General features: G+C 36.8%; 25 protein-coding genes. 22 read left to right on the top strand and 3 right to left on the bottom strand.

Annotation, left to right across the window (positions count from 1 at the left end; genetic code table 11):
• Positions 1-48: 48 nt before the first annotated feature.
• Positions 49-282 carry a DUF2627 domain-containing protein gene (locus tag AC1DKZ_RS02595; RefSeq protein ID WP_002111735.1) on the bottom strand — a complete coding sequence of 78 codons (234 nt, stop codon included), beginning with the start codon at positions 280-282 and terminating at the stop codon, positions 49-51.
• 137 nt (positions 283-419) lie between these two features.
• On the opposite strand from AC1DKZ_RS02595, the gene AC1DKZ_RS02590 reads away from it, so the two are divergent.
• The 19 genes from AC1DKZ_RS02590 (at position 420) to AC1DKZ_RS02500 (ending at position 19,178) form a co-directional block, all read left to right on the top strand.
• Positions 420-2,492 carry a sigma 54-interacting transcriptional regulator gene (locus AC1DKZ_RS02590; protein ID WP_476995609.1) on the top strand — a complete coding sequence of 691 codons (2,073 nt, stop codon included), beginning with the start codon at positions 420-422 and terminating at the stop codon, positions 2,490-2,492.
• A 195-nt stretch (positions 2,493-2,687) separates the two neighbouring features.
• A complete protein-coding gene (gene yqiS, locus AC1DKZ_RS02585) occupies positions 2,688-3,587 on the top strand; it encodes a phosphate butyryltransferase (protein ID WP_002033959.1) in 900 nt (299 codons plus the stop codon).
• Between the two features lie 35 nt (positions 3,588-3,622).
• Entirely contained in the window at positions 3,623-4,723 is a 1,101-nt protein-coding gene (locus tag AC1DKZ_RS02580) for a leucine dehydrogenase (protein WP_002015088.1), read from the top strand.
• An 87-nt stretch (positions 4,724-4,810) separates the two neighbouring features.
• Positions 4,811-5,914, top strand: a complete 1,104-nt coding sequence (gene buk, locus AC1DKZ_RS02575) for a butyrate kinase (RefSeq protein ID WP_002088555.1) — start codon at positions 4,811-4,813, stop codon at positions 5,912-5,914.
• A gap of 4 nt (positions 5,915-5,918) precedes the next feature.
• On the top strand, positions 5,919-7,340 hold the full coding sequence (gene lpdA, locus AC1DKZ_RS02570) for a dihydrolipoyl dehydrogenase (protein WP_002111728.1): 1,422 nt from the start codon (positions 5,919-5,921) through the stop codon (positions 7,338-7,340).
• A 27-nt stretch (positions 7,341-7,367) separates the two neighbouring features.
• Positions 7,368-8,369, top strand: coding sequence for a 3-methyl-2-oxobutanoate dehydrogenase subunit alpha (bfmBAA, locus tag AC1DKZ_RS02565; protein ID WP_002033961.1), 1,002 nt, complete (start codon positions 7,368-7,370; stop codon positions 8,367-8,369).
• A gap of 13 nt (positions 8,370-8,382) precedes the next feature.
• Positions 8,383-9,366: a 3-methyl-2-oxobutanoate dehydrogenase subunit beta gene (gene bfmBAB / locus AC1DKZ_RS02560; RefSeq protein WP_000290070.1), complete on the top strand. Its 984-nt coding sequence runs from the start codon at positions 8,383-8,385 to the stop codon at positions 9,364-9,366.
• Positions 9,367-9,381: 15 nt separating this feature from the next.
• A complete protein-coding gene (locus AC1DKZ_RS02555) occupies positions 9,382-10,701 on the top strand; it encodes a dihydrolipoamide acetyltransferase family protein (RefSeq protein WP_476995608.1) in 1,320 nt (439 codons plus the stop codon).
• Between the two features lie 340 nt (positions 10,702-11,041).
• The gene (locus AC1DKZ_RS02550; RefSeq protein ID WP_476995607.1) at positions 11,042-12,220 is read left to right on the top strand and encodes an FtsW/RodA/SpoVE family cell cycle protein; all 1,179 of its coding nucleotides are present in this window, start codon (positions 11,042-11,044) and stop codon (positions 12,218-12,220) included.
• Positions 12,221-12,326: 106 nt separating this feature from the next.
• The gene (locus AC1DKZ_RS02545; RefSeq protein ID WP_113937098.1) at positions 12,327-13,031 is read left to right on the top strand and encodes a DUF421 domain-containing protein; all 705 of its coding nucleotides are present in this window, start codon (positions 12,327-12,329) and stop codon (positions 13,029-13,031) included.
• Between the two features lie 69 nt (positions 13,032-13,100).
• Positions 13,101-13,565 (top strand): NUDIX hydrolase, encoded by a 465-nt coding sequence (locus AC1DKZ_RS02540; RefSeq protein ID WP_431181675.1) that lies wholly within the window; start codon positions 13,101-13,103, stop codon positions 13,563-13,565.
• A gap of 122 nt (positions 13,566-13,687) precedes the next feature.
• Positions 13,688-14,095 carry a YjdF family protein gene (locus tag AC1DKZ_RS02535; protein ID WP_002015096.1) on the top strand — a complete coding sequence of 136 codons (408 nt, stop codon included), beginning with the start codon at positions 13,688-13,690 and terminating at the stop codon, positions 14,093-14,095.
• 143 nt (positions 14,096-14,238) lie between these two features.
• Positions 14,239-14,652 (top strand): BrxA/BrxB family bacilliredoxin, encoded by a 414-nt coding sequence (locus tag AC1DKZ_RS02530; protein ID WP_002015097.1) that lies wholly within the window; start codon positions 14,239-14,241, stop codon positions 14,650-14,652.
• 385 nt (positions 14,653-15,037) lie between these two features.
• Positions 15,038-15,817 (top strand): transporter substrate-binding domain-containing protein, encoded by a 780-nt coding sequence (locus AC1DKZ_RS02525; protein ID WP_002015098.1) that lies wholly within the window; start codon positions 15,038-15,040, stop codon positions 15,815-15,817.
• A gap of 36 nt (positions 15,818-15,853) precedes the next feature.
• Complete coding sequence (locus AC1DKZ_RS02520; RefSeq protein ID WP_002015099.1) at positions 15,854-16,513, top strand: amino acid ABC transporter permease; 660 nt, start codon at positions 15,854-15,856, stop codon at positions 16,511-16,513.
• Positions 16,506-17,228 carry an amino acid ABC transporter ATP-binding protein gene (locus AC1DKZ_RS02515; protein WP_002165089.1) on the top strand — a complete coding sequence of 241 codons (723 nt, stop codon included), beginning with the start codon at positions 16,506-16,508 and terminating at the stop codon, positions 17,226-17,228. Before AC1DKZ_RS02520 ends, AC1DKZ_RS02515 begins: the two co-directional genes overlap by 8 nt.
• Before the next feature lie 100 nt (positions 17,229-17,328).
• Positions 17,329-18,297: an aromatic acid exporter family protein gene (locus AC1DKZ_RS02510; RefSeq protein ID WP_113937101.1), complete on the top strand. Its 969-nt coding sequence runs from the start codon at positions 17,329-17,331 to the stop codon at positions 18,295-18,297.
• Between the two features lie 16 nt (positions 18,298-18,313).
• Positions 18,314-18,874, top strand: coding sequence for a L,D-transpeptidase (locus AC1DKZ_RS02505; RefSeq protein WP_002015103.1), 561 nt, complete (start codon positions 18,314-18,316; stop codon positions 18,872-18,874).
• Between the two features lie 64 nt (positions 18,875-18,938).
• Positions 18,939-19,178, top strand: a complete 240-nt coding sequence (locus AC1DKZ_RS02500; protein ID WP_002088543.1) for a DUF3894 domain-containing protein — start codon at positions 18,939-18,941, stop codon at positions 19,176-19,178.
• Positions 19,179-19,268: 90 nt separating this feature from the next.
• Here the strand turns inward: AC1DKZ_RS02500 and prli42 are convergent, their stop codons facing one another.
• Positions 19,269-19,361, bottom strand: coding sequence for a stressosome-associated protein Prli42 (gene prli42 / locus AC1DKZ_RS02495; protein WP_000549036.1), 93 nt, complete (start codon positions 19,359-19,361; stop codon positions 19,269-19,271).
• A gap of 188 nt (positions 19,362-19,549) precedes the next feature.
• Between prli42 and AC1DKZ_RS02490 the strand changes: the two genes are divergently transcribed.
• Both AC1DKZ_RS02490 and AC1DKZ_RS02485 read left to right on the top strand, forming a co-directional pair.
• Complete coding sequence (locus AC1DKZ_RS02490; protein ID WP_002015105.1) at positions 19,550-20,095, top strand: GNAT family N-acetyltransferase; 546 nt, start codon at positions 19,550-19,552, stop codon at positions 20,093-20,095.
• Positions 20,096-20,222: 127 nt separating this feature from the next.
• Positions 20,223-21,341, top strand: a complete 1,119-nt coding sequence (locus AC1DKZ_RS02485; protein WP_002015107.1) for a tripeptidase T — start codon at positions 20,223-20,225, stop codon at positions 21,339-21,341.
• Positions 21,342-21,388: 47 nt separating this feature from the next.
• On the opposite strand, the gene AC1DKZ_RS02480 is transcribed toward AC1DKZ_RS02485, so the two are convergent.
• Positions 21,389-21,595: a hypothetical protein gene (locus AC1DKZ_RS02480; RefSeq protein ID WP_000809197.1), complete on the bottom strand. Its 207-nt coding sequence runs from the start codon at positions 21,593-21,595 to the stop codon at positions 21,389-21,391.
• Positions 21,596-21,737: 142 nt separating this feature from the next.
• Here AC1DKZ_RS02480 and AC1DKZ_RS02475 point away from each other — a divergent pair, with 142 nt between their 5' ends.
• Positions 21,738-22,976, top strand: coding sequence for a DNA polymerase IV (locus tag AC1DKZ_RS02475; protein ID WP_219303511.1), 1,239 nt, complete (start codon positions 21,738-21,740; stop codon positions 22,974-22,976).
• Positions 22,977-23,006 lie beyond the last annotated feature (30 nt).

Below are 23,006 nucleotides of genomic sequence, written 5' to 3'. Positions count from 1 at the left end.
ACCTAATATAATGGTCTCATTTTTTTATCGGTATGTGAAAACTTTGTTCTATCTTCTGAAGCGAGCTTGCACTTTATTTCTCTTACGATCTCTGTGTAAGACGAAGCCGCCGAAAATATAAAACCCGAGTGCAAAGCAAAGAGCGCCGATTAAAAATTGTAACCATAATATAGGGATTGGGGAGAATAAAATCCCAAATACAGTATCTCTCATTAGTTTAATACCAAGCACGGCTAATGAAATTGGGATGAGTGCTAATGATAGAGCGAGGTAACGCTGCATACATAACGCTCCTTTTCAGATTATTTTGTGTATTTTAATGATGTTATATGGAATGGGGGTTTGTCAAGAGGTTGCTGAACGAGTAAGATAAGAATGTGAAAAATTTTGCAGAGATACTTCGAGAGGAAGTGTAATGTATGAAACAAAATGTGTTAATTATTGGAGCAGGTGAAGGTGGGAGTACACTGCTGAGTCTGTTGCAAAATTCGAATATATTTCAAATTATAGGGGTTATTGATATTAATCCAATTGCGAAAGGATTACAAATCGCAAAGGAACATGGAGTTCCGATTGGTGATAGTGTAACTCCGTTTCTTTCTATGCATATTGATGTAATGTTTGATATGACAGGTGATTATGATTTACATAAAGTGTTATTGGGAAGTAAGCATAAAGATACTCTTCTTATACCAGGGGATATTGCAAAAATTGTTACGAGACTAGCGCATGAGAAGGAAAGTTTAATTGGAAAGCTAGAAGAACAGACGCAACAAGGGAATTTAATTTTAAATTCAACGCATGACGGTATGATTGTTATAGACCAAGAGGGACAAGTTCGTCTGTTTAATAAAAGCGCAGAGCGTATTACTGGATATAAAAAAGAGGAAGCAATAGGGAAATATATTTTAGAAGTTATTCCAACGAGTAAGTTGCTTCGTATTATACGCACGAAAAAATTAGAAGTGAATCATGAACTGACGTTAGAGAATGAAAAAAAGATTATTACAACGCGTATTCCGATATTAAAAGAAGGTGGAGAGGTTCAAGGGGCATTTGCGATTTTTAAAGACATTACAGAAGTTGTAGATTTAGCGGAAGAAGTTACAGACTTAAAAGAAATTCAAACGCTACTTGAGGCGATTATTAACTCATCTGAGGAAGCAATTTCGGTTGTTGATGAGAAAGGAAGAGGACTAGTTATAAACCCTGCTTATACGAAGTTAACGGGTTTGACTGAAGAAGAAATTATTGGGAAGCCGGCTACAACTGATATTGTGGAAGGTGAAAGTATGCATATGAAAGTACTTCGGACGCGCCGAGCGGTACGAGGAATACATATGAAGATTGGGCAAAAAAAGCGAGATGTAATTGTAAACGTAGCACCGGTTATTGTCGATGGAATATTGAAAGGGAGCGTCGGGGTAATTCGCGATGTATCAGAAATTCAAAAGTTAACAAATGAATTGAATAGGGCAAGACAAATTATTCGAACGTTAGAAGCAAAATATTCATTTGATGATATTGTTGGTGATTCAGATGAAACGACGGCAGCTATTGAACAAGCAAAACTTGGAGCGAATACACCGGCAACAGTATTGCTTAGAGGGGAATCTGGTACGGGGAAAGAGTTATTTGCACACGCTATTCATAACAGTAGTAATCGAAAATACAATAAGTTTGTACGAGTAAACTGTGCTGCTATTTCTGAGACCTTATTAGAAAGTGAATTATTCGGTTATGAGGAAGGTGCGTTTTCTGGAGCGAAAAGAGGCGGGAAACGAGGATTCTTTGAAGAAGCGAATAATGGAAGTGTTTTTTTAGATGAAATCGGAGAGTTATCTGCAAATACGCAAGCGAAGCTCCTTCGTGTGCTACAAGAAAAGGAAATTGTGAAAGTAGGGGGAACGAAAGCGATACCTATTAATGTTCGAGTGATCGCTGCGACGCACGTGAATTTAGAAAAAGCTATTTTAGAAGGGAATTTCAGAGAGGACTTATATTATCGTTTAAATAAAATCCCGATTCAAATTCCTTCCCTTCGTCAGCGTAAAGGAGATATACCAGCGATTGCAGAAAGGTTAATTCAAAAAATTAATCAAGACTATGGTCGTAATGTAGAAGGACTCACCGATTCAGCCGTTTCGTATTTACAATCATATGAATGGCCAGGGAATGTTAGGGAACTTGAAAATATTTTAGGACGAGCTATTATCTTTATGAATTATAACGAGATATATATTGATGTACATCATTTACCGCCTTTACATAAAGAAGAACAAGTAGAGACGAAACAAAATAATTTATTACCTGAATTAGAAGAGAAGGCCCTTGAACACCTAGTGACAGAATTTGAGGGGAATATTATCCGTGAATATTTAGAGAAATTTGATGGGAACAAAACGAAGACTGCAAAAGCGTTAGGAATTTCAGTTCGAAACTTATATTACAAGCTAGAAAAGTATGACTGTGCAAAAAATAGCATGCAATAAATTGCGTACCGTGCAATTTATTGCGTGGTATACAAAAAGCGACAAAACGAGACAGAATATTTCGTTGTTTTCCAAAGTATTGATTTTACTGCATTTTGAATGCGTTTTCATTATTGGTAAGACCACTTTTAAAAGTTGGCACGGTATTTGCTTAATGAATAGACGAGGGACGACGGAAAGGGTTGATTACAAAATATGAAGTTAGAACACTTAATTGATCAAGCAGCAGGACAGCCTAAAAAAACTGTGGCTGTAGCAGTAGCTGAAGATCATGAAGTAATTGAAGCTGTAGCGAAAGCAATCAAGTTACAGCTAGCTCAATTTCGTCTATATGGAAATCAAGAGAAAATAATAGGGATGCTACAAGAGCATGGGTTACAAACTTCAGAACATATTGAAGTGATTGCAGCAGCGTCAAGTGCTGAGGCTGCAGAACTTTCTGTTAAATCTGTAAGCAATGGCGAAGCAGATGTGCTAATGAAGGGGAACATCCCAACAGCAAATATTTTGAAAGCTGTATTAAATAAAGAGTGGGGACTTCGTAAGGGCAGCGTGCTTTCACATGTTGCAGCGTTTGAAGTTCCAAATTATGATCGTCTTATTTTTGTTACAGACGCAGCGATGAACATTGCACCTGATGTAACACAAAAAGCTGCTATTATACAAAATACTGTAGAAGTTGCCCAGGCAATAGGAATTGATTTGCCGAAGGTAGCGCCAATTGCAGCGGTAGAGGTTGTTAATCCTGCGATGCAAGCGACAATTGATGCAGCGATGTTAACTCAAATGAATCGCCGCGGACAAATTAAAAATTGTGTCGTTGATGGACCACTTGCTTTAGATAATGCAGTATCACAAATTGCAGCAGAACATAAAGGCATAGTAAGTGATGTAGCAGGTAAGGCAGACATTTTACTCGTCCCAACGATTGAAGCTGGAAATGTGCTATATAAATCACTCGTCTATTTTGCAAATGCAAAGGTAGGAGCGATGATTGCTGGCGCTAAAGCACCGATTGTTTTAACATCACGTGCTGATTCAGCAGAAACAAAAGTATATTCATTAGCATTGGCAGTTGCGACTGCTTCAAAATAAACCAAATAGGGTAAAACAATTAGGGGGAAACGACAATGACATTAGAAATCTTCGAATACTTAGAAAAATATGATTATGAGCAAGTGGTATTTTGTCAAGATAAAGAATCTGGTTTAAAAGCAATCATTGCAATCCATGATACAACACTTGGACCAGCTCTTGGTGGAACAAGAATGTGGACATATGATTCTGAAGAAGCGGCGATTGAAGATGCATTGCGTCTTGCAAAAGGGATGACATACAAAAATGCAGCAGCTGGTTTAAACTTAGGTGGTGCAAAAACAGTAATTATCGGTGATCCACGTAAAGATAAAAGCGAAGCGATGTTCCGTGCATTAGGACGCTACATTCAAGGACTAAACGGACGTTACATTACAGCTGAAGATGTTGGTACAACAGTAGATGATATGGATATTATCCATGAGGAAACTGATTTTGTAACAGGGATTTCACCATCATTCGGTTCTTCTGGTAACCCATCTCCAGTAACTGCATACGGTGTTTACCGTGGTATGAAAGCAGCTGCAAAAGAAGCATTTGGTACAGATAACCTAGAAGGAAGAGTAATTTCTATTCAAGGTGTTGGTAACGTAGCGTATCACCTATGCAAACATTTACACGCTGAAGGAGCAAAATTAATCGTTACAGATATTAATAAAGAAGCTGTACAACGTGCAGTAGAAGAATTCGGTGCAACAGCAGTTGAGCCAAATGAAATTTACGGTGTTGAATGTGATATTTACGCACCATGTGCATTAGGCGCAACAGTTAATGATGAAACTATTCCACAACTTAAAGCAAAAGTAATCGCAGGTTCTGCAAATAACCAATTAAAAGAAGATCGTCATGGCGACCTTATTCATGAAATGGGTATTGTATACGCACCAGACTATGTTATTAATGCAGGTGGCGTAATTAACGTAGCAGACGAATTATATGGATACAATAGAGAACGTGCATTAAAACGTGTTGAGTCTATTTATGACACAATTGCAAAAGTAATCGAAATTTCAAAACGCGATGGCATAGCAACTTATGTAGCAGCAGATCGTCTAGCTGAAGAGCGCATTGCAAGCTTGAAAAACTCTCGTAGCACATACTTACGCAACGGTCACGACATTATTAGCCGTCGCTAATCATTCATATATAACTTTTACAAAAGGTGTGGTTACCTCTTATGAGGTTTCCACTTCCTTTTAAATTTATTAGTGGAGGTAGCAACATTGTCTGTAAATCGAATTCTTGTTATTAACCCAGGTAGTACATCCACAAAGATTGGTGTTTTTGATAATGAAAGACCCGTTCTAGAAGAAACTATTCGTCATGACGTAGAACAGATTGGAAAATATAAGCGAATTATCGACCAATATGAGTTTCGTAAAGAAACGATTTTAGAAGTTCTACATTCTCATGGTATTAACATTTCAAAATTAAACGCTGTTTGTGGACGTGGTGGATTACTTCGTCCAATCGAAGGCGGTACGTATACAGTAAACGATGCGATGTTAGAAGATTTAAAAAATGGGTTTAGCGGTCATCACGCTTCAAACCTTGGAGGCATTTTAGCATATGAAATTGCTTCTGGATTAAACATTCCTGCATTCATTGTGGATCCTGTCGTTGTAGATGAAATGGAGCCAATTGCTCGTATTAGCGGTATTGCTGGTATGGAACGTAAAAGTATTTTCCATGCATTAAACCAAAAAGCGGTTGCTCGTAAAGTAGCAGATGAATTAAATCACAAATATGAGGATTTAAATTTATTAGTTACACATATGGGCGGCGGTATTACAGTTGGTGCTCATAAAAAAGGAAAAGTTATCGATGTGAATAATGGCTTAAACGGAGAAGGACCATTTAGTCCAGAGCGTGCTGGTACAGTACCAGTAGGACAATTAGTTGAAATGTGTTTTTCTGGTGAGTACTACCGAGACGAAATGGTTAAAAAACTTGTCGGACAAGGTGGACTTGTAAGTCTTATCGGTACAAACGATGCAATTAAAGTAGAACAAATGGTTGAAAAAGGTGATCCTGAAGCAACTCTTATTTATAAAGCAATGGCGTATCAAGTTGCAAAAGAGATTGGCGGAGCTAGTGCTGTACTTCACGGGAAAATCGATGCAATCGTATTAACTGGTGGACTTGCGTACAGTAAAATTCTTGTCGATGAAATAAAAGAACGTGTTCACTGGATTGCAGATGTTATCGTACATCCAGGAGAAGATGAATTACAAGCGTTAGCAGAAGGAGCACTTCGTGTATTACGTGAAGAAGAAGCTCCAAAAGAATATATTGTACGAGAAAAACAAACAGTAGCTAGGGGTTGAGATAATGGCAAGAGAATATGATTTAGTCATCGTTGGCGGCGGTACTGGTGGATATGTTGCTGCTATTCGTGCATCACAACTAGGGTTAAAAACTGCACTTGTTGAAAAAGAAAATCTTGGTGGTACTTGTTTACACAAAGGATGTATTCCTAGTAAAGCTCTTTTACGTAGTGCGGAAGTATACGCAACTGCTAAAAAAGGAGAAGAGTTCGGAGTTATTGCAAGTAATGTAGAACTAAACTTTGCTAAAGTACAAGAGCGTAAAGAGAAGATTGTAACGCAGCTTCATAAAGGCGTTCAGCATTTAATGAAACAAGGTAAAATTGATGTGTTTGAAGGTATTGGCCGTATTCTTGGCCCATCTATTTTCTCTCCAATGCCAGGTACAATTTCAGTTGAACTTGCAAGTGGAGAAGAGAATGAAATGTTAATTCCAAAAAATGTACTTGTTGCAACAGGTTCTCGTCCAAATTCATTACCAGGATTAGAGTTAGACGGAGAGTATGTAATGTCTTCGGATCATGCCCTAAAAATGGAAACGCTTCCTAGTTCAATTATTATCGTTGGTGGCGGTGTAATTGGTATTGAGTGGGCATCTATGCTTGCTGACTTCGGTGTAGAAGTTACTGTATTAGAATATGCGAAAAACATATTACCACTAGAAGATAATGACGTTTCAAAAGAAATGCAACGTCTATTCAAGAAAAAAGGTATTAAAGTGGTAACTGGTGCAAAAGTATTACCAGAAACATTGGTAAAAGATAATGGAGTAACAATTCAAGCTGAACATAACGGTGAGAACAAAGCATTTAAAGCAGAAAAAATGCTTGTATCTGTAGGAAGACAAGCGAATACGCAAAATATGGGCTTAGAGAACACAGATATTGTTGTGGAAAAAGGATACATTCAAACAAATGAGTTTTATCAAACGAAGGAATCTCATATTTACGCAATTGGAGATGTAATCGGTGGCTTGCAACTTGCTCACGTTGCTTCTCATGAAGGAATTGTTGCAGTAGAACATATCGCTGGTAAAGAAGTTACACCAATTGATTATTCTATGGTATCAAAATGCGTATATAGTAGTCCAGAAGTTGCTTCTGTCGGCTTAACAGAACGAGAAGCAAAAGAAAAAGGCTATAAGTTAAAAGTAGGTAAGTTCTCATTCCGTGCAATCGGAAAGGCACTTGTATACGGAGAATCAGACGGTTTTGTAAAACTTGTAGTTGATGAAGAAACAAATGACATTCTCGGTGTTCATATGATCGGACCACATGTAACAGATATGATTTCTGAAGCTGGTCTTGCAAGAGTACTTGATGCAACACCTTGGGAAGTAGCACATACAATTCATCCGCATCCATCATTATCTGAGGCGATTGGTGAAGCTGCACTTGCTGTAGATGGAAGAGCGTTACACGCATAAAAATGTGGATTTAGGAGGTTATGAAAAATGGCAGAAGTAAAAGAAAAGCGCCATGAAGAGCTTGGCTTAAGTGATGAGCAAGTATTAGAAATGTTCCGTACGATGTTACTTGCACGTAAAATTGACGAACGTATGTGGTTATTAAACCGTGCAGGTAAAATTCCATTCGTAATTTCTTGTCAAGGACAAGAGGCTGCACAAGTTGGAGCGGCGTTCGCTCTTGATAGAGAGAAAGATTATGCATTACCATACTACCGTGATATGGGTGTTGTACTAGCGTTTGGTATGACAGCTAAAGAGCTTATGTTGTCTGCTTTCGCAAAAGCTGGAGATCCAAACTCTGGTGGTCGTCAAATGCCTGGTCACTTCGGTCAAAAGAAAAATCGTATTGTTACAGGATCATCACCAGTAACAACGCAAGTACCACATGCAGTTGGTATTGCACTAGCTGGAAAAATGGAGAAGAAAGATTTAGTAACGTTCGTTACATTCGGAGAAGGCTCTTCAAACCAAGGTGACTTCCATGAAGGAGCAAACTTTGCTGGTGTACACAAACTACCTGTTATTTTCATGTGTGAAAATAACAAATATGCAATCTCTATTCCAGTTGAAAAACAATTAGCATGTAAAAACGTATCAGATCGTGCAATTGGTTACGGCATGCCTGGATATACAATAGACGGAAACGATCCGCTTGCAGTATATAAAGCTGTAAAAGAAGCAGCAGACCGCGGTCGTCGTGGTGAAGGTCCGACTTTAATTGAAGCAGTATCATATCGTTTGACAGCACATTCTAGTGACGACGATGATCGTGTTTATCGTGATAAAGAAGAGGTAGAAGAAGCGAAGAAAAAAGATTCAATTATAACATTTGCAGCTTATTTAAAAGAAGTTGGTGTGTTAACTGAGGAATTTGAAAAACAAATGCTAGACGAAATTATGCATATCGTAAATGAAGCAACAGAATATGCAGAAAATGCTCCGTATGCAGCACCTGAAGATGCATTGAAGCACGTATACGCAGAATAGGGGGGAACGTTTCATGGCTGTAATGTCTTATATTGATGCTATTACATTAGCAATGCGCGAAGAAATGGAACGCGATGAGAAAGTATTCGTTTTAGGAGAAGATGTTGGTAAAAAAGGTGGCGTGTTTAAAGCGACACACGGTTTGTATGATCAATTTGGTGAAGATCGTGCGCTTGATGCACCGCTTGCAGAATCTGCAATTGCTGGGGTAGCAATTGGTGCGGCAATGTATGGTATGCGTCCAATCGCTGAAATGCAGTTTGCTGATTTCATCATGCCAGCAGTAAACCAAATTGTTTCTGAGGCAGCAAAAATTCGTTATCGTTCTAATAACGATTGGACTTGTCCAGTTACAATTCGTGCGCCATTCGGCGGGGGTGTTCACGGTGCATTGTATCATTCACAATCTGTAGAAGCGATGTTTGCAAACCAACCAGGTTTAAAAATTGTTATCCCTTCTACACCATATGATGCAAAAGGCTTATTAAAAGCTGCAATTCGTGATGAAGATCCAGTATTATTCTTTGAGCATAAGCGTGCATATCGCTTAATTAAAGGTGAAGTGCCAGAAGATGACTATGTATTACCAATCGGAAAAGCAGATGTAAAACGCGAAGGTGATGATATTACTGTTATCACTTACGGATTATGTGTTCACTTTGCTCTTCAAGCAGCTGAGAAGTTAGCACAAGATGGAATCTCTGCACACATTCTTGATTTAAGAACGGTATATCCTTTAGATAAAGAAGCGATTATTGAAGCGGCTTCTAAAACAGGTAAAGTTCTTCTTGTAACAGAAGACAATAAAGAAGGAAGTATTATAAGTGAAGTGGCAGCTATTATCGCTGAAAATTGCCTGTTTGATTTAGATGCACCAATTGCACGTCTTGCAGGCCCAGACGTTCCAGCAATGCCATATGCACCAACAATGGAAAAATTCTTTATGGTAAATCCAGATAAAGTTGAAAAAGCAATGCGTGAACTTGCGGAATTTTAATCGGGGGGACTATACATGGCTGTAGAAAATATTACAATGCCCCAGCTCGGGGAGAGCGTTACAGAGGGTACAATTAGTAAGTGGCTCGTTAATGTTGGCGATCACGTAAATAAGTATGATCCGCTTGCAGAAGTAATGACGGACAAAGTAAATGCCGAAGTACCATCTTCTTTCACTGGTATTGTGAAAGAGCTAATAGCTGGCGAAGGTGAAACGTTAGCCGTAGGTGAAGTTGTTTGTGTCATTCAAGTAGAAGGCGCAGATGAAGTAGCAGCAACAACTGTAGAGGAAAAAACGAAAGAAGAACCAAAAGCAGAAATAACTACGCCTGAAAAAGCACCGAAAGCAAAACAACCAACTGATGGAAAACCACGTTTTTCACCAGCGGTTTTAAAACTTGCGGGCGAGCATAACGTCGATTTCGATTTAGTAGAAGGTACGGGGGCAAATGGCCGTATTACTCGTAAAGATATTTTAAAGCTAGTGGAATCTGGAAATATTCCGCAAGCAGGTGCCAAGAAAGAGGAAGTTGTTGCAGTAGCAGAGCGTCCAGAAGCACCAAAATCAGCGGCAGTAGCACCGGTAGCGCAAAAAGTAGAAGCTGCAAAACCAGTTTCTGTGCCGACAATGCCTGGAGATATCGAGATTCCGGTAACAGGTGTGCGTAAAGCAATTGCAGCAAATATGTTACGCAGTAAACATGAGGCACCTCATGCTTGGATGATGATTGAAGTAGATGTGACAAACCTTGTATCATACCGTAACTCAATTAAAGGCGATTTCAAAAAGCGTGAAGGCTTTAACTTAACGTTCTTTGCTTTCTTCGTAAAAGCAGTAGCACAGGCGTTAAAAGAATATCCTCAAATTAACTCAATGTGGGCTGGCGATAAAATCGTTCAGAAGAAGGACATTAACCTTTCTATCGCTGTTGCAACAGAGGAAGAACTATTTGTACCAGTAATTAAGCACGCGGACGAAAAAACGATTAAAGGCATCGCTCGTGAAATTACAGAGCTTGCAGGAAAAGTACGTACGAAATCGTTAAAAGCGGACGAAATGCAAGGCGGAACATTTACAATTAATAACACAGGATCATTCGGTTCTGTTCAATCTATGGGTATTATTAATTACCCACAAGCGGCTATTTTACAAGTTGAATCAATTGTAAAACGCCCAGTAATTATGGATAATGGTATGTTCGGTGCTCGCGACATGGTTAACTTATGTTTATCACTTGATCACCGTGTACTAGATGGCTTAATTTGTGGTAAGTTCTTAGGACGTGTAAAAGAAATTTTAGAAAATACGTCAGAAAACAATACATCTGTATATTAATAAAAAGCTCGCTTATGCGAGCTTTTTATCATCTTATTTCTTCATCTGCATCCTACTATATGTACAAAACTTTTCCCAGTAATCTTACAATGAACGATTATGTATTAGAAATTTACGAAAATACATTGCTGATATATGGTATATAGATATAAAATAAGAAAAGAATAATTTTTTTGGCAAATCTTACTGATGAAACTGTAGTATAATATATTGTATTGTATGAAAAAGAGAGTTATTCTATATAAGTGTTTTATAGATAATGTGTAATCAGTCGTCAAAACATGAAGAATGTTGACTCCTGGTTTTTTATTTTGCTGTAACAATGTTTCAGGAGGATGTCATGAAAAGAAGTACCGAGTTTCTAAAAAGTTTAGATGTAAAATTAATTTTAATTTTGTGTGCATTTTGTGTTATAAGTATAACTGCTATATATAGCAGTCAGCAAACCGGACAGTATGGAGATGCAAACTTTGCTATGAAGCAGGGAGTTAACTACATAATTGGGGTTGTATTGTTACTTCTTGTTGCTAGCATCGACTTAGATCAGTTGCAAAAATTGTCTTGGCCGCTTTATATTGCTGGGTTTGCTTCACTTATTCTTTTGAAAGTATTACCACCATCAGGTTTCACACCTGAAAAGTTAGGGGCAAAAAGGTGGTTCGTTTTTCCAGTACTTGGACAAATTCAGCCATCCGAGTTTTTCAAAATCGCATTGCTTCTTGTAGTAGCAAGTATAGCAGTGAAGCATAATGCACAGTATATGGCAAGGACATTCCAAACGGATTTAAAATTAGTAGGTAAAATTATGCTAGTATCCCTCCCGCCTATGGCCGTTGTATATAGCCAACCGGATACAGGTATGGTGTTCTTATATGCAGCAGCTATCGCATGTATTTTATTTATGTCAGGAATTCAAAAGAAATTAATTGCGTTATGTACAGTTATTCCGGTGACCATATTGTCTACATTAATATTTATATTTGTAAAATATCCAGATTTCTTCTTTAATAAATTAGTTACTTTGTTAAAACCTCACCAACAATCACGTATTATAGGTTGGCTAAATCCATTTGAGAATGCAAATGAAGGCTATCAAACACAGCAATCGATTTTAGCTGTAGGTAGTGGAGGTATGGAAGGGAAAGGATTCGGTGAAGGGAACGTCTATATTCCAGAGAAACACACTGACTTTATTTTCGCTACAATTGCCGAAGAAGGTGGATTTATAGTAGCGGCGTTAGTTGTGTTCTTGTTCCTATTACTACTATATCGAACAATTATTATCGGTTATTCTGCTGATAATTTATTTGGTACATTATTATGTGCTGGATCAATAGGAATACTAACGGTTCAAATATTCCRAAACATCGGTATGATCGTTGGATTAATGCCTGTAAAAGGTATCGCATTACCTTTCTTATCATATGGGGGAAGTTCCTTATTTTCGAATATGATTATGATGGGGCTCATATTATCGGTACGGAAAACGTATAAAAAATATATGTTTTCAGTTAAGTAAAAAAGCTAGTTCGTGTAAAAACGAACTAGCTTTTTTACATATATGCCCTTAAACGTTGCAAACTAAGACAGAATAGCAGTTTGAGACGGGTAAGGAGTGCAAAGTGATGCATATGCATATTTTTGAAGGAGCACGGCATCTATCTAATGGTGAATGGGTTATTCGAGCTATCATAGCATACATATTTTTAATATTAGTTGCGAAAGCGATGGGACAAAGGTCCATCGCACAACTTCGTTTTTTAGATGTCGTATTAGTATTATTGCTTGGTGGGAATATTTCTAACGCATTATCTGATGAAAAAGTGGGGTTACTCGGCTCGATGATTACAACGTTCATACTCGTTGTACTTCACATTATAAGCTCAGTCTTAATGTTGAAATGGGATAGATGGAGACGCTTTTTAGAGCCAGCACCTATTATTCTTATACACAATGGTTCCATTGATTTTAGCAATTTGAAAAAAGCGAGAATTACGGTGGAATATTTATTTTCGGAAATTCGTATGCGAAATGTGAGCGATATTCAAACGATTAAATTAGCATTGTGGGAAGCGAATGGTGTTGTTTCTATATTTCAGTATCCAGAATATGAAGCAGTTTCGCGGCTTGATCTGAAAGTGGCGGGAAGAAGATCTCCAGTTTCTTTTGTATTAGTAAAGGATGGGAGGATTCAGCAAGATGTTCTAGCTTTAGTAGGAAAAACAGAAGAGTGGGCGAAAGAGTGTTTAGAGAAGAGTGCAGAAATCGAATCCATTATGTTAGCTACAGTAGATGAAGCGCATAAAATAAATGTTTTGTTAAAAAAATGAAAAATATACGCATTTTGTCGTTTCATACATATGATACAATAGTGTGGACAACGAAAAAGGAGGGATACGATGGGATATGTAGAGGAATTACGAAAAGTAGTTGGTCATCGCCCTTTAATTTTAGTTGGTGCTGTTGTACTCGTTATAAATGAAAGTGGATATGTATTATTACAGCAAAGAACAGAGCCGTACGGAAAATGGGGGTTGCCTGGCGGGCTAATGGAGCTTGGTGAGTCACCAGAAGAAACAGCTTACCGTGAAGTATATGAAGAGACAGGAATAGAAGTAAAGAACCTCCGATTAATCAATGTATTTTCTGGAGCGAACTATTTTTCAAAATTAACAAACGGTGATGAGTTTCAATCCGTAACGACAGCCTATTATACCGATGAATACGAAGGGAATTTTGTTATGAATAAAGAAGAAGCGGTTCAGCTTAAATTCTTCCCGGTAACAGAGCTACCTGATTATATTGTGGGATCGCATAAAAAAATGATTGTAGAATATATGAAAATTATGGAAAAAAAGATATAATAGTATTGGAAGAAATACAAAAACACAGATCTGGTTGGTAGTCCAGACGCATGATTTCATGTCAGTAACCTTCCCCTCCGGGATGTCCAGTATTTCTAATTTTTTTAAAGGAGGGGCTGTCAATGGATTTGACAGTATATCACGATGGTCAATTTTTCGTAGGAATTATTACGCATAAAGAAAAAGGAAAATTGTATGGAGCAAGGTATATTTTTGGAATGGAACCTTCAGATGAAGAAGTACTTATATTTGTGAATGGTCCAATGTTAGCATATTTCCAGCACGTTGCAAAATGCGGTGTGGAAGTGAAAGAAAAACAGCGTCCCAAAAATATAAAACGTATCATACGACAAGCGGCAAAAGAAGTAAATGTAAAACGTTTTACTAAGGCACAAGAAGCGATTAGTTTATCTTATGAATTGTATAAACAAGAAAAGAAAGTGCAGTCTAAAGAGAAGCGAGAAGCTGAAAAACAAAGAAGACGTTTAATTAAAGTACAAAAAGCAAAGCAAAAGCATCGTGGCCATTAAAAAAAGGTGTTAGAGCAAGGGCTCTAACACCTTTTCTATGCCTAAATACAAGTAAACTTACTTGTATTTCATAAACATTAACTGGTAAGATACAAATAGGTAGAATTAGAGGAGGGAAAAGATTGATTAACTTTAACTTTTTTATGAATGATGTTGTCCGTCAAGCGCGTGAAGAGATTGTCTCTGCGGGATATACAGAATTGACGACACCAGAAGCAGTCGAAGAAGCATTTAAAAGAAATGGAACAACACTTGTAATGGTAAACTCTGTATGTGGTTGTGCAGGTGGCATTGCTCGTCCTGCTGCTGCACATTCCGTACATTATGATAAACGCCCTAACCACCTTGTAACGGTATTTGCGGGTCAAGATAAAGAAGCAACAGCAAGAGCTCGTGAATATTTTGAAGGATATCCACCTTCATCTCCATCATTTGCGTTATTGAAAGATGGAAAAATTGTAACGATGGTAGAACGTCATGAAATTGAAGGTCATGAACCAATGCAAGTAATTGCAAAACTACAATCTTATTTCGAAGATAATTGCGAAGAACTATAAGTAAGAGAAAAAGCGGTACGTCCAGGACAAGTGGACGTACCGCTTTTTTATTTGTTTTTTATCCCGCTATTTGTGGGCAGTAAAACTCCCACCTCAAAATTCAGGTGGAGCAAAGAAGTTAGGTGGGAGTCGGGGCTGCCCGTAAACGCCCGATTGGTGAAGGCTAATAATCAGTCCCACTGATTAAAGTTTCACTTTATAATGATTGGACATACATAGGATTGATATTTTATGCATGTTTTTATGCAGTGAAAACGAACTTAATAATGTTTTTGTGTTTATTTTTATTTTAAATATTGCATAAAAATGAAAGTGCTGATACAATACAAACATCGAATAAATATTCTATTAAACTTTTAAATATACATTATTAGGGGGAAGAAAGATGAAGAAGTTATTATCAATATCATTTGCACTTATTTTAATTGTAAGTATGTTCAGTGCTTGTAGTAATGGGGAAGAAAAGGCGAATGGCAAAAATAAAAAAGTACTCGTTATGGGGACTTCAGCAGACTATAAACCGTATGAATACGTGGAAGCTTCAAAAAGTGATGAAATTATCGGCTTTGATGTTGATATTGCAAAATATATCGGAAAAGAACTTGGATATGAAGTAAAAGTGAAAGATATGGATTTTGGCGGATTATTAGCATCTCTTAATTCAGGAAAAGTTGATTTCGTTATGGCAGGTATGACGCCAACTGCAGAGCGTAAAAATAATGCTGATTTCACAGATATATATTTTGTTGCTAAAAATATGATTGTTTCAAAAAAGGGCTCTAATATTAAATCGTTAGAAGATTTAAAAGGGAAAAAAGTAGGGGTACAAACAGGGTCAATTCAAGAAGAAAAGGCAAAAGAATTTCAGAAACAAGTCGATTTCAAAGCTGAGGGACGTGACCGTATACCAGAAATCGTACAAGAAATTAAAGCTGGTCGTTTTGACGCTGCAATTATAGAAGACACGGTTGCAAAAAATTATTTAGAAAAAATGAAAGAACTACAAGGAATTGAAATTCAAGAAGCACCAGAAGAAGTAGGGGCAGCAATTGCTCTTTCAAAAAATAGTGATAAAACAGAAGAATTTAATAAAGTAATTAAGAAAATGCAAGAAAATGGAGAGATGGATAAATTAGTTAAGAAATGGTTTGGCAGCGGAAAATAAGCTGCCTTTCACTTTTCTGTGAGGGGAATGAAAAGGATGAATTTGGATTTTTCGGCAATTACGCCTTCAATACCATATATATTAAAGGGCTTAGAAGTTACATTAAAAATTGTAGCTGCATCAGCTTTAGCAGGATTTATTTTAGGGACGTTATTAGCACTTTGCAAAATTGCTAGAATACGAGCATTAAATATTGCAGCAGATATATATACTTCAATATTTCGTGGTACACCACTAGTATTACAATTAATGATTATTTATTTCGGTGTTCCGCAAATGATTGGATATGAGATACCAGCCTTTTTAGCAGCTGTACTTGCATTTAGTTTAAATTCAGGTGCATATATGTCAGAAGTAATTCGTGCCGGCATTCAAGCGGTTGATAAAGGACAAACAGAAGCAGCTATGGCTTTAGGGATTCCTTACGGGAAAATGATGAAAAATATTATTTTTCCTCAAGCTTTAAAAAATATATTACCAGCACTTGTAAATGAATTTGCGACTCTTACGAAAGAATCGGCTGTAGTAACTGTAATTGGAGCCACAGATTTAATGCGCCGTGCTTATATTGTAGGCGGTGAAACGTTTAAATATCTTGAACCATTACTGTTTGTTGGACTTATTTATTATATGTTAGTCATTATTCTTACATTAGTCGGGAAAGCCATTGAAGGGAGAATGAAGAAAAGTGATTAAAGTTGAAAACCTTCATAAGTCATTTGGAAAAAATGAAGTATTAAAAGGAATTACAACAACGATTGAAAAAGGAGAAGTTGTTGCAATTATCGGACCGTCTGGATCTGGAAAGTCAACGTTTTTACGCTGTATGAATGTACTAGAAGCACCGACAAATGGTCAAATTTGGATTGGAACGGAAGAAGTAACGAATCCGAAAACAAATATTATGCATGTTCGTGAAAATGTCGGAATGGTATTTCAACATTTTCACTTATTCCCTCATATGACTGTATTAGAAAATATTACGTATGCTCCTATCAATGTAAAAGGAGTAACGAAGCAAGTGGCTGAGAAAAAGGCTCAGGAACTTTTGGATAAAGTAGGACTGCTTGATAAGAAAGATTCATATCCAAATCGTCTTTCAGGAGGACAAAAGCAACGTGTAGCAATTGCAAGAGCGTTAGCGATGGAACCGGAAGTTATGTTATTTGATGAACCGACCTCTGCGCTAGATCCAGAAATGGTGAAAGAAGTGTTAGAAGTTATGAAATCATTAGTTACGACAGGAATGACGATGGCAATCGTTACACATGAAATGGGATTTGCAAAAGAAGTAGCAGACCGTGTTCTCTTTTTAGATGGTGGAAAGCTCGTAGAAGATAGTAATCCGGAAGAGTTTTTTACAGCACCAAAAAGTGACCGTGCAAAAGAATTTTTGCAAAAGATATTGTAATATGTGAAGGGTACGTGAATAATAGGTAGAAAAGGATGACATTGCGTCATCCTTTTTTTATACTATTTTTAAATACGTTTATACATATAGGAGTAATGATATGCTTAAAATTGGATATAGAACAGTGAAAACAGCGCTTGGAACGGGTGCTGCAGTTTTTATTGCTCAGCTATTAGGATTAGAATTTTATAGTTCAGCTGGTATTTTAGTCATTTTATGCGTGCAAAATACGAAACGAAAATCAGTTCAAGTATCGTTGCACCGTTTTTTAGCTTGTGTATTATCAATGGTATTTGCGTTTTGTATTTTTGAAACGATTGGTTATACACCACTAGCGATTAGCGTATTACTGCTTACCTTTATTCCAACTGCAGTTATGTGCAAAATTCAAGAAGGGATTGTCACGAGCTCGGTTATCGTTATGCATCTGTATTCATTAAAGCAAATTACATGGTCTATAGTTGGTAATGAAATTGCTATATTAACGATTGGAATTAGTGTTGCTTTATTAGTAAACATGTACATGCCAAGCAGTGAGAATAAACTGAAAGAGTATCAAGGAAAAATAGAAGAGCATTTCAGAACGATTTTGTTTGAAATGGTCGTTTATTTACGGAATCGAGATAGTAATTGGAGTGGGGCCGAATTAATTGAAACAGAAATGATGCTGAAAGAAGCGAAAGATTTATCATTTAAAAAACTTGAGAATGAATTTATGCGTGAAGATGACTATTATTATCGGTATTTTGATATGCGTATGCAACAATTTGAAATTTTGGAGCGCATGATACCATTAGCTGCATCACTATCTTGGACGTATGAACAAGCTGATATGATTGCAGACGTAATTGAAAATATAGGGAATTCTATTCGACCTGAAAGTACAGGGGTCATTTCGTTAAGACAACTTCAAGAAATGCGAGAAGTATTTAGAGAAATGCCTTTACCAGTCTCGCGAGAAGAATTTGAAATACGTGCAAAACTTGTTCAACTTGTTTATGAGATGGAGCAATATTTACTCATTAAAAGTCGTTTTAGGGGAAAGGATAATATAAAAGAACTTATTTAGAAGGTAGGAACTATATATGCCGTATCTTCTTTCTTTATTATTATGTCTTTCTCTATCACCGATCTGGCCTCTTGGTGATAACCCACGTGCTGGAGATCCTTTTATAATTGTAAATAAAGCAACGAATAAACTAGCTTACATCGATGATGGGAAGATCCAAAAGGTTTTTCCAGTAGCGACAGGAAAAACAAATGAATTAACCCCAGAAGGAACCTTTGACATTGTATTGAAGGCGAAGGATCCCTATTATATTGCGAAGGATATTCCTGGGGGCTCTCCAAAAAATCCACTTGGATCGAGGTGGATGGGATTTAATGCAAGAGGAACGGATGGAAGTAAGTATGGGATACACGGGACAAACCAGCCTAGTTCAATTGGAAAATATATTTCGCAAGGATGTATAAGAATGAAGAAACATGATGTGGAATATTTGTTTGATCGTATTCCAATTGGAACAAAAGTATCGATTGTGAAATCGAAAAAAACATTTCAGCAATTGGCGAAGGAAAAAGGGGCCATAGTATTTGGAAAAGTCAACGAAACGGTTGGCTTTTTCTTTTATTATAAGTTGTCTTGACATGTGTACATAACCATGCGTTAATGAGAATATATAAAGATAATTGAGTAAAGGGGTTGCTCATATGTATTTAAATCCAAAAATTTCTTACATGCAGTTTTGTGTTGGTTTTCTATTTGTTATTACATTCATATTGGCAACTTTTAATATATGTTCTTACGTTGTAGCGATTGTATTTATGGCATTACTCAATCTTACTTTTGTTATTGGGGCATTTCAGCAGAAACAATATACAAGTTTTGTAATAGCACTTGTAATGGCCTTTTCCTTTAGCATTGTAGCAATTGTAATATATATAAAATAAAATGTTCATTACAAGATAGACTATCTCGATTTCGAGATGGTCTATTTTGTATGTGTAAGCAGTAAAAAAAGGACGAGTGAATCGTCCTTTTTACCAAAACATACTTGCGCCAGTAAGTAATGTTGTTACAAGCATAGAAATTAACATTATATAAACCATAATTTTTTGAGCTTTTTTATGCATCGTTAAACCTCCTTGCAAATCAGTACAATTTCATTGTAACGAGAAATGAAATTGTGGACAAGGGGAGAGAAAGGACAAAATTCGGGAAGGGGGTGCAAAATATTACAGGGAATTTGAGCATACGTAGAGAATATGTTAAAAGATAGATTATTAATTTTTTGTTATGCAAGCTGAAGAATGGAGATACAATGATGAAAATATACGAGACAGATCGTTTACATTTAAGAGAAATTGATGAGTCGTATGCGGAAAAAGTTCTTCAATATTACGACAAAAATCGTGAATTTTTAAAAGCGTGGGAAGAGTATAGACCGGAGGGTTTTTTCACGTTAGATTATCAAAAGAAAAAGTTACAAAAGGATAGAAAAGAGTTCGCGGAAGGCAAGATTATCAGGCTTTGGATTTTTAAAAAGGGTGATGATACAAAAATTATTGGATGTATTTCATTTAATCTAATTGTTCGCGGAATTTATCAATCTTGTGTACTCGGTTATAAATTAGATAAGGAAGAATTGAATAAAGGTTACACAACAGAAGCGCTTAGAAAAGCAATTCAAGTTACCTTTGAAGAATTTCATTTACATCGTATAGAAGCACCAATTATGCCACGAAATTTAGCATCTATACAAGTAGTGACGAAGATAGGATTTCAATATGAAGGTGTATCTCGAAAAATGCTAATGGTAAATGGCATCTGGGAAGATCATATGCGCTGGGTATTGTTAAACGAGTAATAGAAGGCAGATGGGTATCTAGATGTGTTAACCATCTGTTTTTTGTCTTGTATTTCGAAACTTTTGCGAAATTCTGTTATAATTAATGTTGTTACATACATAATGGTAGTGCAGGAGGCGCAGTCTTATGATTAATCAAGAACGTTTAGTAAATGAATTTATGGAGTTAGTACAAGTAGATTCTGAAACGAAATTTGAAGCAGAAATTTGCAAAGTGTTAACAGAGAAATTTACTGCTTTAGGTGTAGAAGTATTTGAGGATGACACGATGGGTGTGACTGGTCATGGTGCAGGTAACTTAATTTGTACTTTACCAGCAACAAAAGACGGTGTTGATACAATTTATTTCACTTCTCATATGGATACAGTAGTTCCTGGTAATGGAATTAAGCCTTCTATTAAAGATGGATATATCGTATCAGATGGTACTACAATTTTAGGAGCCGATGACAAAGCTGGATTAGCATCTATGTTTGAAGCGATTCGTGTCTTAAAAGAGAAAAACATTCCTCATGGTAAAATTGAATTTATTATTACAGTTGGAGAAGAATCTGGTCTTATTGGCGCAAAAGCGTTAGACCGCGAGCGCATTACAGCAAAATATGGTTATGCATTAGATAGTGATGGAAAAGTTGGTGAAATTGTAGTTGCAGCGCCAACACAAGCGAAAGTGAATGCGATTATTCGCGGGAAAACAGCTCATGCTGGCGTAGCACCAGAAAAAGGTGTATCTGCAATTACTATCGCAGCAAAAGCAATCGCAAAGATGCCACTTGGTCGTATCGATTCTGAAACAACTGCAAATATTGGACGTTTTGAAGGTGGTACACAAACAAATATCGTTTGCGATCATGTTCAAATCTTTGCAGAAGCTCGTTCTTTAATAAATGAGAAAATGGAAGCACAAGTTGCAAAAATGAAAGAAGCATTTGAAACAACTGCAAAAGAAATGGGTGGTCATGCAGACGTTGAAGTAAACGTTATGTATCCAGGATTTAAGTTTGCTGCTGGCGATCACGTTGTAGAAGTTGCGAAACGTGCAGCTGAAAACATTGGTCGTACGCCTTCTCTTCACCAAAGTGGTGGCGGAAGTGATGCGAACGTAATCGCAGGACATGGTATCCCAACAGTTAACTTAGCAGTTGGTTATGAAGAAATTCATACAACAAATGAAAAAATTCCTGTTGAAGAATTAGCGAAAACAGCAGAATTAGTTGTAGCTATTATTGAAGAAGTAGCGAAGTAAGTAATAAAAAAAGACGCGTGAACCAATTATGGTTTACACGTCTTTTTTTATTTTGATTCAATTGCTTTCACAAGGCGGATAAGCCAATATAAGAAGACCCACGGAAGTACATAAGTTGTTGTAAAACGTATGAAATGAGAGAAGATTCCTAAAGCGTAAATGTTAATGTTAAAAAGGGGAAGTAACAAATAATTAATCGCAAGGATTACTATAATAATAATAAATACATAATTGAGTTTATTATGTTGTTTCATAACGATTCATCTCCTTTACAATAATATCCATTTGTTACGTACAGTATAACAAAAAATAGATAGAGAAAAGCCCATAATTATTATAAAGTGTAAAGAAATTTGATATAATGAAGGAACAAATGTTCTTTGAGGGGTGAGTAGTATGCGAGAAATGTATCCGAAAAATGGTCGTGTCATTTTACATGTAGATATGAATTGCTTTTTCGCATCTGTTGAAATTGCTCATGACCCATCATTACAAGGAAAGCCATTAGCGATTGCGGGGAATGAAAAAGAGAGAAAAGGGATTATCATAACATGTAGTTATGAGGCGAGAGAATATGGAATACGTACGACGATGCCTCTATGGGAAGCGAAGCGATTATGCCCGCAATTAGTTGTGAGGCACCCTAATTTTACATTATATCGAGAAGCTTCATTTCAAATGTTTCAAATTCTTTCCCGTTTTACAGAAAAAATACAACCGTTTTCTATAGATGAAGGGTATTTAGATATTACAGATTGCTATGCGCTCGGTTCGCCTCTTGAAATAGCGAAGATGATTCAACAAGCGTTACTAACAGAGTTACAGCTTCCATGTAGCATTGGGATTGCCCCAAACCTTTTCCTAGCAAAGACTGCTTCAGATATGAAAAAACCTCTTGGAATTACAGTACTTCGAAAACGTGATATCCCAGAAATTATTTGGCCACGATCAGTTGCAGAGATGCATGGAATCGGAGAGAAAACTGCTGAAAAACTAAAAGACATTCATATACATACAATTGAACAGTTAGCAAAAGGAGACGAGCATATCATTCGCGCTAAAATTGGAAAGCACGGTGTTGATTTACAAAAACGTGCAAAAGGTATGGATGACAGGGAAGTTGATCCGAATCAAATGGGACAACATAAAAGCGTTGGAAATTCGATGACTTTCTCAAAGGATATGGACGAAGAAAAAGAATTACTTGATATGTTAGAAAGATTATCGAAATCAGTAAGCAAAAGGCTACAAAAACGAACTCTCGTTAGTTATAACATTCAAATTATGATTAAATACCATGATCGTCGCACGGTAACACGGAGTAAACAATTGAAAAATGCAATATGGGAAGAACGGGTTATTTTCCAATCAGCATCACGTTTATGGAAGCAACACTGGGATGGTGATTCTGTTCGTCTGTTAGGTGTTACAGCTACTGAATTAGAGTGGAAGACAGAATCAGTGAAACAGTTAGATTTGTTTTCATTCGAAGAAGATGCGAAAGAAGAGCCGTTACTTGCTGTTATTGATCAAATTAATGAAAAGTATGGAACACCTCTTTTACAGAGAGGTAGTCAATTATTGCGTAAGCAAGAAAAGTCGTTTCAGCAAAAATTAGAAAATAAGTTTATGTAGAAGGTTTTAGAGATTTAAACCCTTCTTTTT

Source organism: Bacillus sp. 05T21 (assembly GCF_056396785.1).
This window is presented reverse-complemented; position numbering and strand designations above follow the sequence as displayed.

Bases quoted from the DNA above. Each gene is read 5' to 3' on its own strand.
- AC1DKZ_RS02595 (WP_002111735.1), bottom strand. From the start codon at position 282: ATGCAGCGTTACCTCGCTCTATCATTAGCACTCATCCCAATTTCATTA.
- AC1DKZ_RS02590 (WP_476995609.1), top strand. From the start codon at position 420: ATGAAACAAAATGTGTTAATTATTGGAGCAGGTGAAGGTGGGAGTACA.
- yqiS (WP_002033959.1), top strand. From the start codon at position 2,688: ATGAAGTTAGAACACTTAATTGATCAAGCAGCAGGACAGCCTAAAAAA.
- AC1DKZ_RS02580 (WP_002015088.1), top strand. From the start codon at position 3,623: ATGACATTAGAAATCTTCGAATACTTAGAAAAATATGATTATGAGCAA.
- lpdA (WP_002111728.1), top strand. From the start codon at position 5,919: ATGGCAAGAGAATATGATTTAGTCATCGTTGGCGGCGGTACTGGTGGA.
- bfmBAA (WP_002033961.1), top strand. From the start codon at position 7,368: ATGGCAGAAGTAAAAGAAAAGCGCCATGAAGAGCTTGGCTTAAGTGAT.
- bfmBAB (WP_000290070.1), top strand. From the start codon at position 8,383: ATGGCTGTAATGTCTTATATTGATGCTATTACATTAGCAATGCGCGAA.
- AC1DKZ_RS02555 (WP_476995608.1), top strand. From the start codon at position 9,382: ATGGCTGTAGAAAATATTACAATGCCCCAGCTCGGGGAGAGCGTTACA.
- AC1DKZ_RS02545 (WP_113937098.1), top strand. From the start codon at position 12,327: ATGCATATGCATATTTTTGAAGGAGCACGGCATCTATCTAATGGTGAA.
- AC1DKZ_RS02540 (WP_431181675.1), top strand. From the start codon at position 13,101: ATGGGATATGTAGAGGAATTACGAAAAGTAGTTGGTCATCGCCCTTTA.
- AC1DKZ_RS02535 (WP_002015096.1), top strand. From the start codon at position 13,688: ATGGATTTGACAGTATATCACGATGGTCAATTTTTCGTAGGAATTATT.
- AC1DKZ_RS02530 (WP_002015097.1), top strand. From the start codon at position 14,239: ATGAATGATGTTGTCCGTCAAGCGCGTGAAGAGATTGTCTCTGCGGGA.
- AC1DKZ_RS02525 (WP_002015098.1), top strand. From the start codon at position 15,038: ATGAAGAAGTTATTATCAATATCATTTGCACTTATTTTAATTGTAAGT.
- AC1DKZ_RS02520 (WP_002015099.1), top strand. From the start codon at position 15,854: ATGAATTTGGATTTTTCGGCAATTACGCCTTCAATACCATATATATTA.
- AC1DKZ_RS02510 (WP_113937101.1), top strand. From the start codon at position 17,329: ATGCTTAAAATTGGATATAGAACAGTGAAAACAGCGCTTGGAACGGGT.
- AC1DKZ_RS02505 (WP_002015103.1), top strand. From the start codon at position 18,314: ATGCCGTATCTTCTTTCTTTATTATTATGTCTTTCTCTATCACCGATC.
- AC1DKZ_RS02500 (WP_002088543.1), top strand. From the start codon at position 18,939: ATGTATTTAAATCCAAAAATTTCTTACATGCAGTTTTGTGTTGGTTTT.
- prli42 (WP_000549036.1), bottom strand. From the start codon at position 19,361: ATGCATAAAAAAGCTCAAAAAATTATGGTTTATATAATGTTAATTTCT.
- AC1DKZ_RS02490 (WP_002015105.1), top strand. From the start codon at position 19,550: ATGATGAAAATATACGAGACAGATCGTTTACATTTAAGAGAAATTGAT.
- AC1DKZ_RS02485 (WP_002015107.1), top strand. From the start codon at position 20,223: ATGATTAATCAAGAACGTTTAGTAAATGAATTTATGGAGTTAGTACAA.
- AC1DKZ_RS02480 (WP_000809197.1), bottom strand. From the start codon at position 21,595: ATGAAACAACATAATAAACTCAATTATGTATTTATTATTATTATAGTA.
- AC1DKZ_RS02475 (WP_219303511.1), top strand. From the start codon at position 21,738: ATGCGAGAAATGTATCCGAAAAATGGTCGTGTCATTTTACATGTAGAT.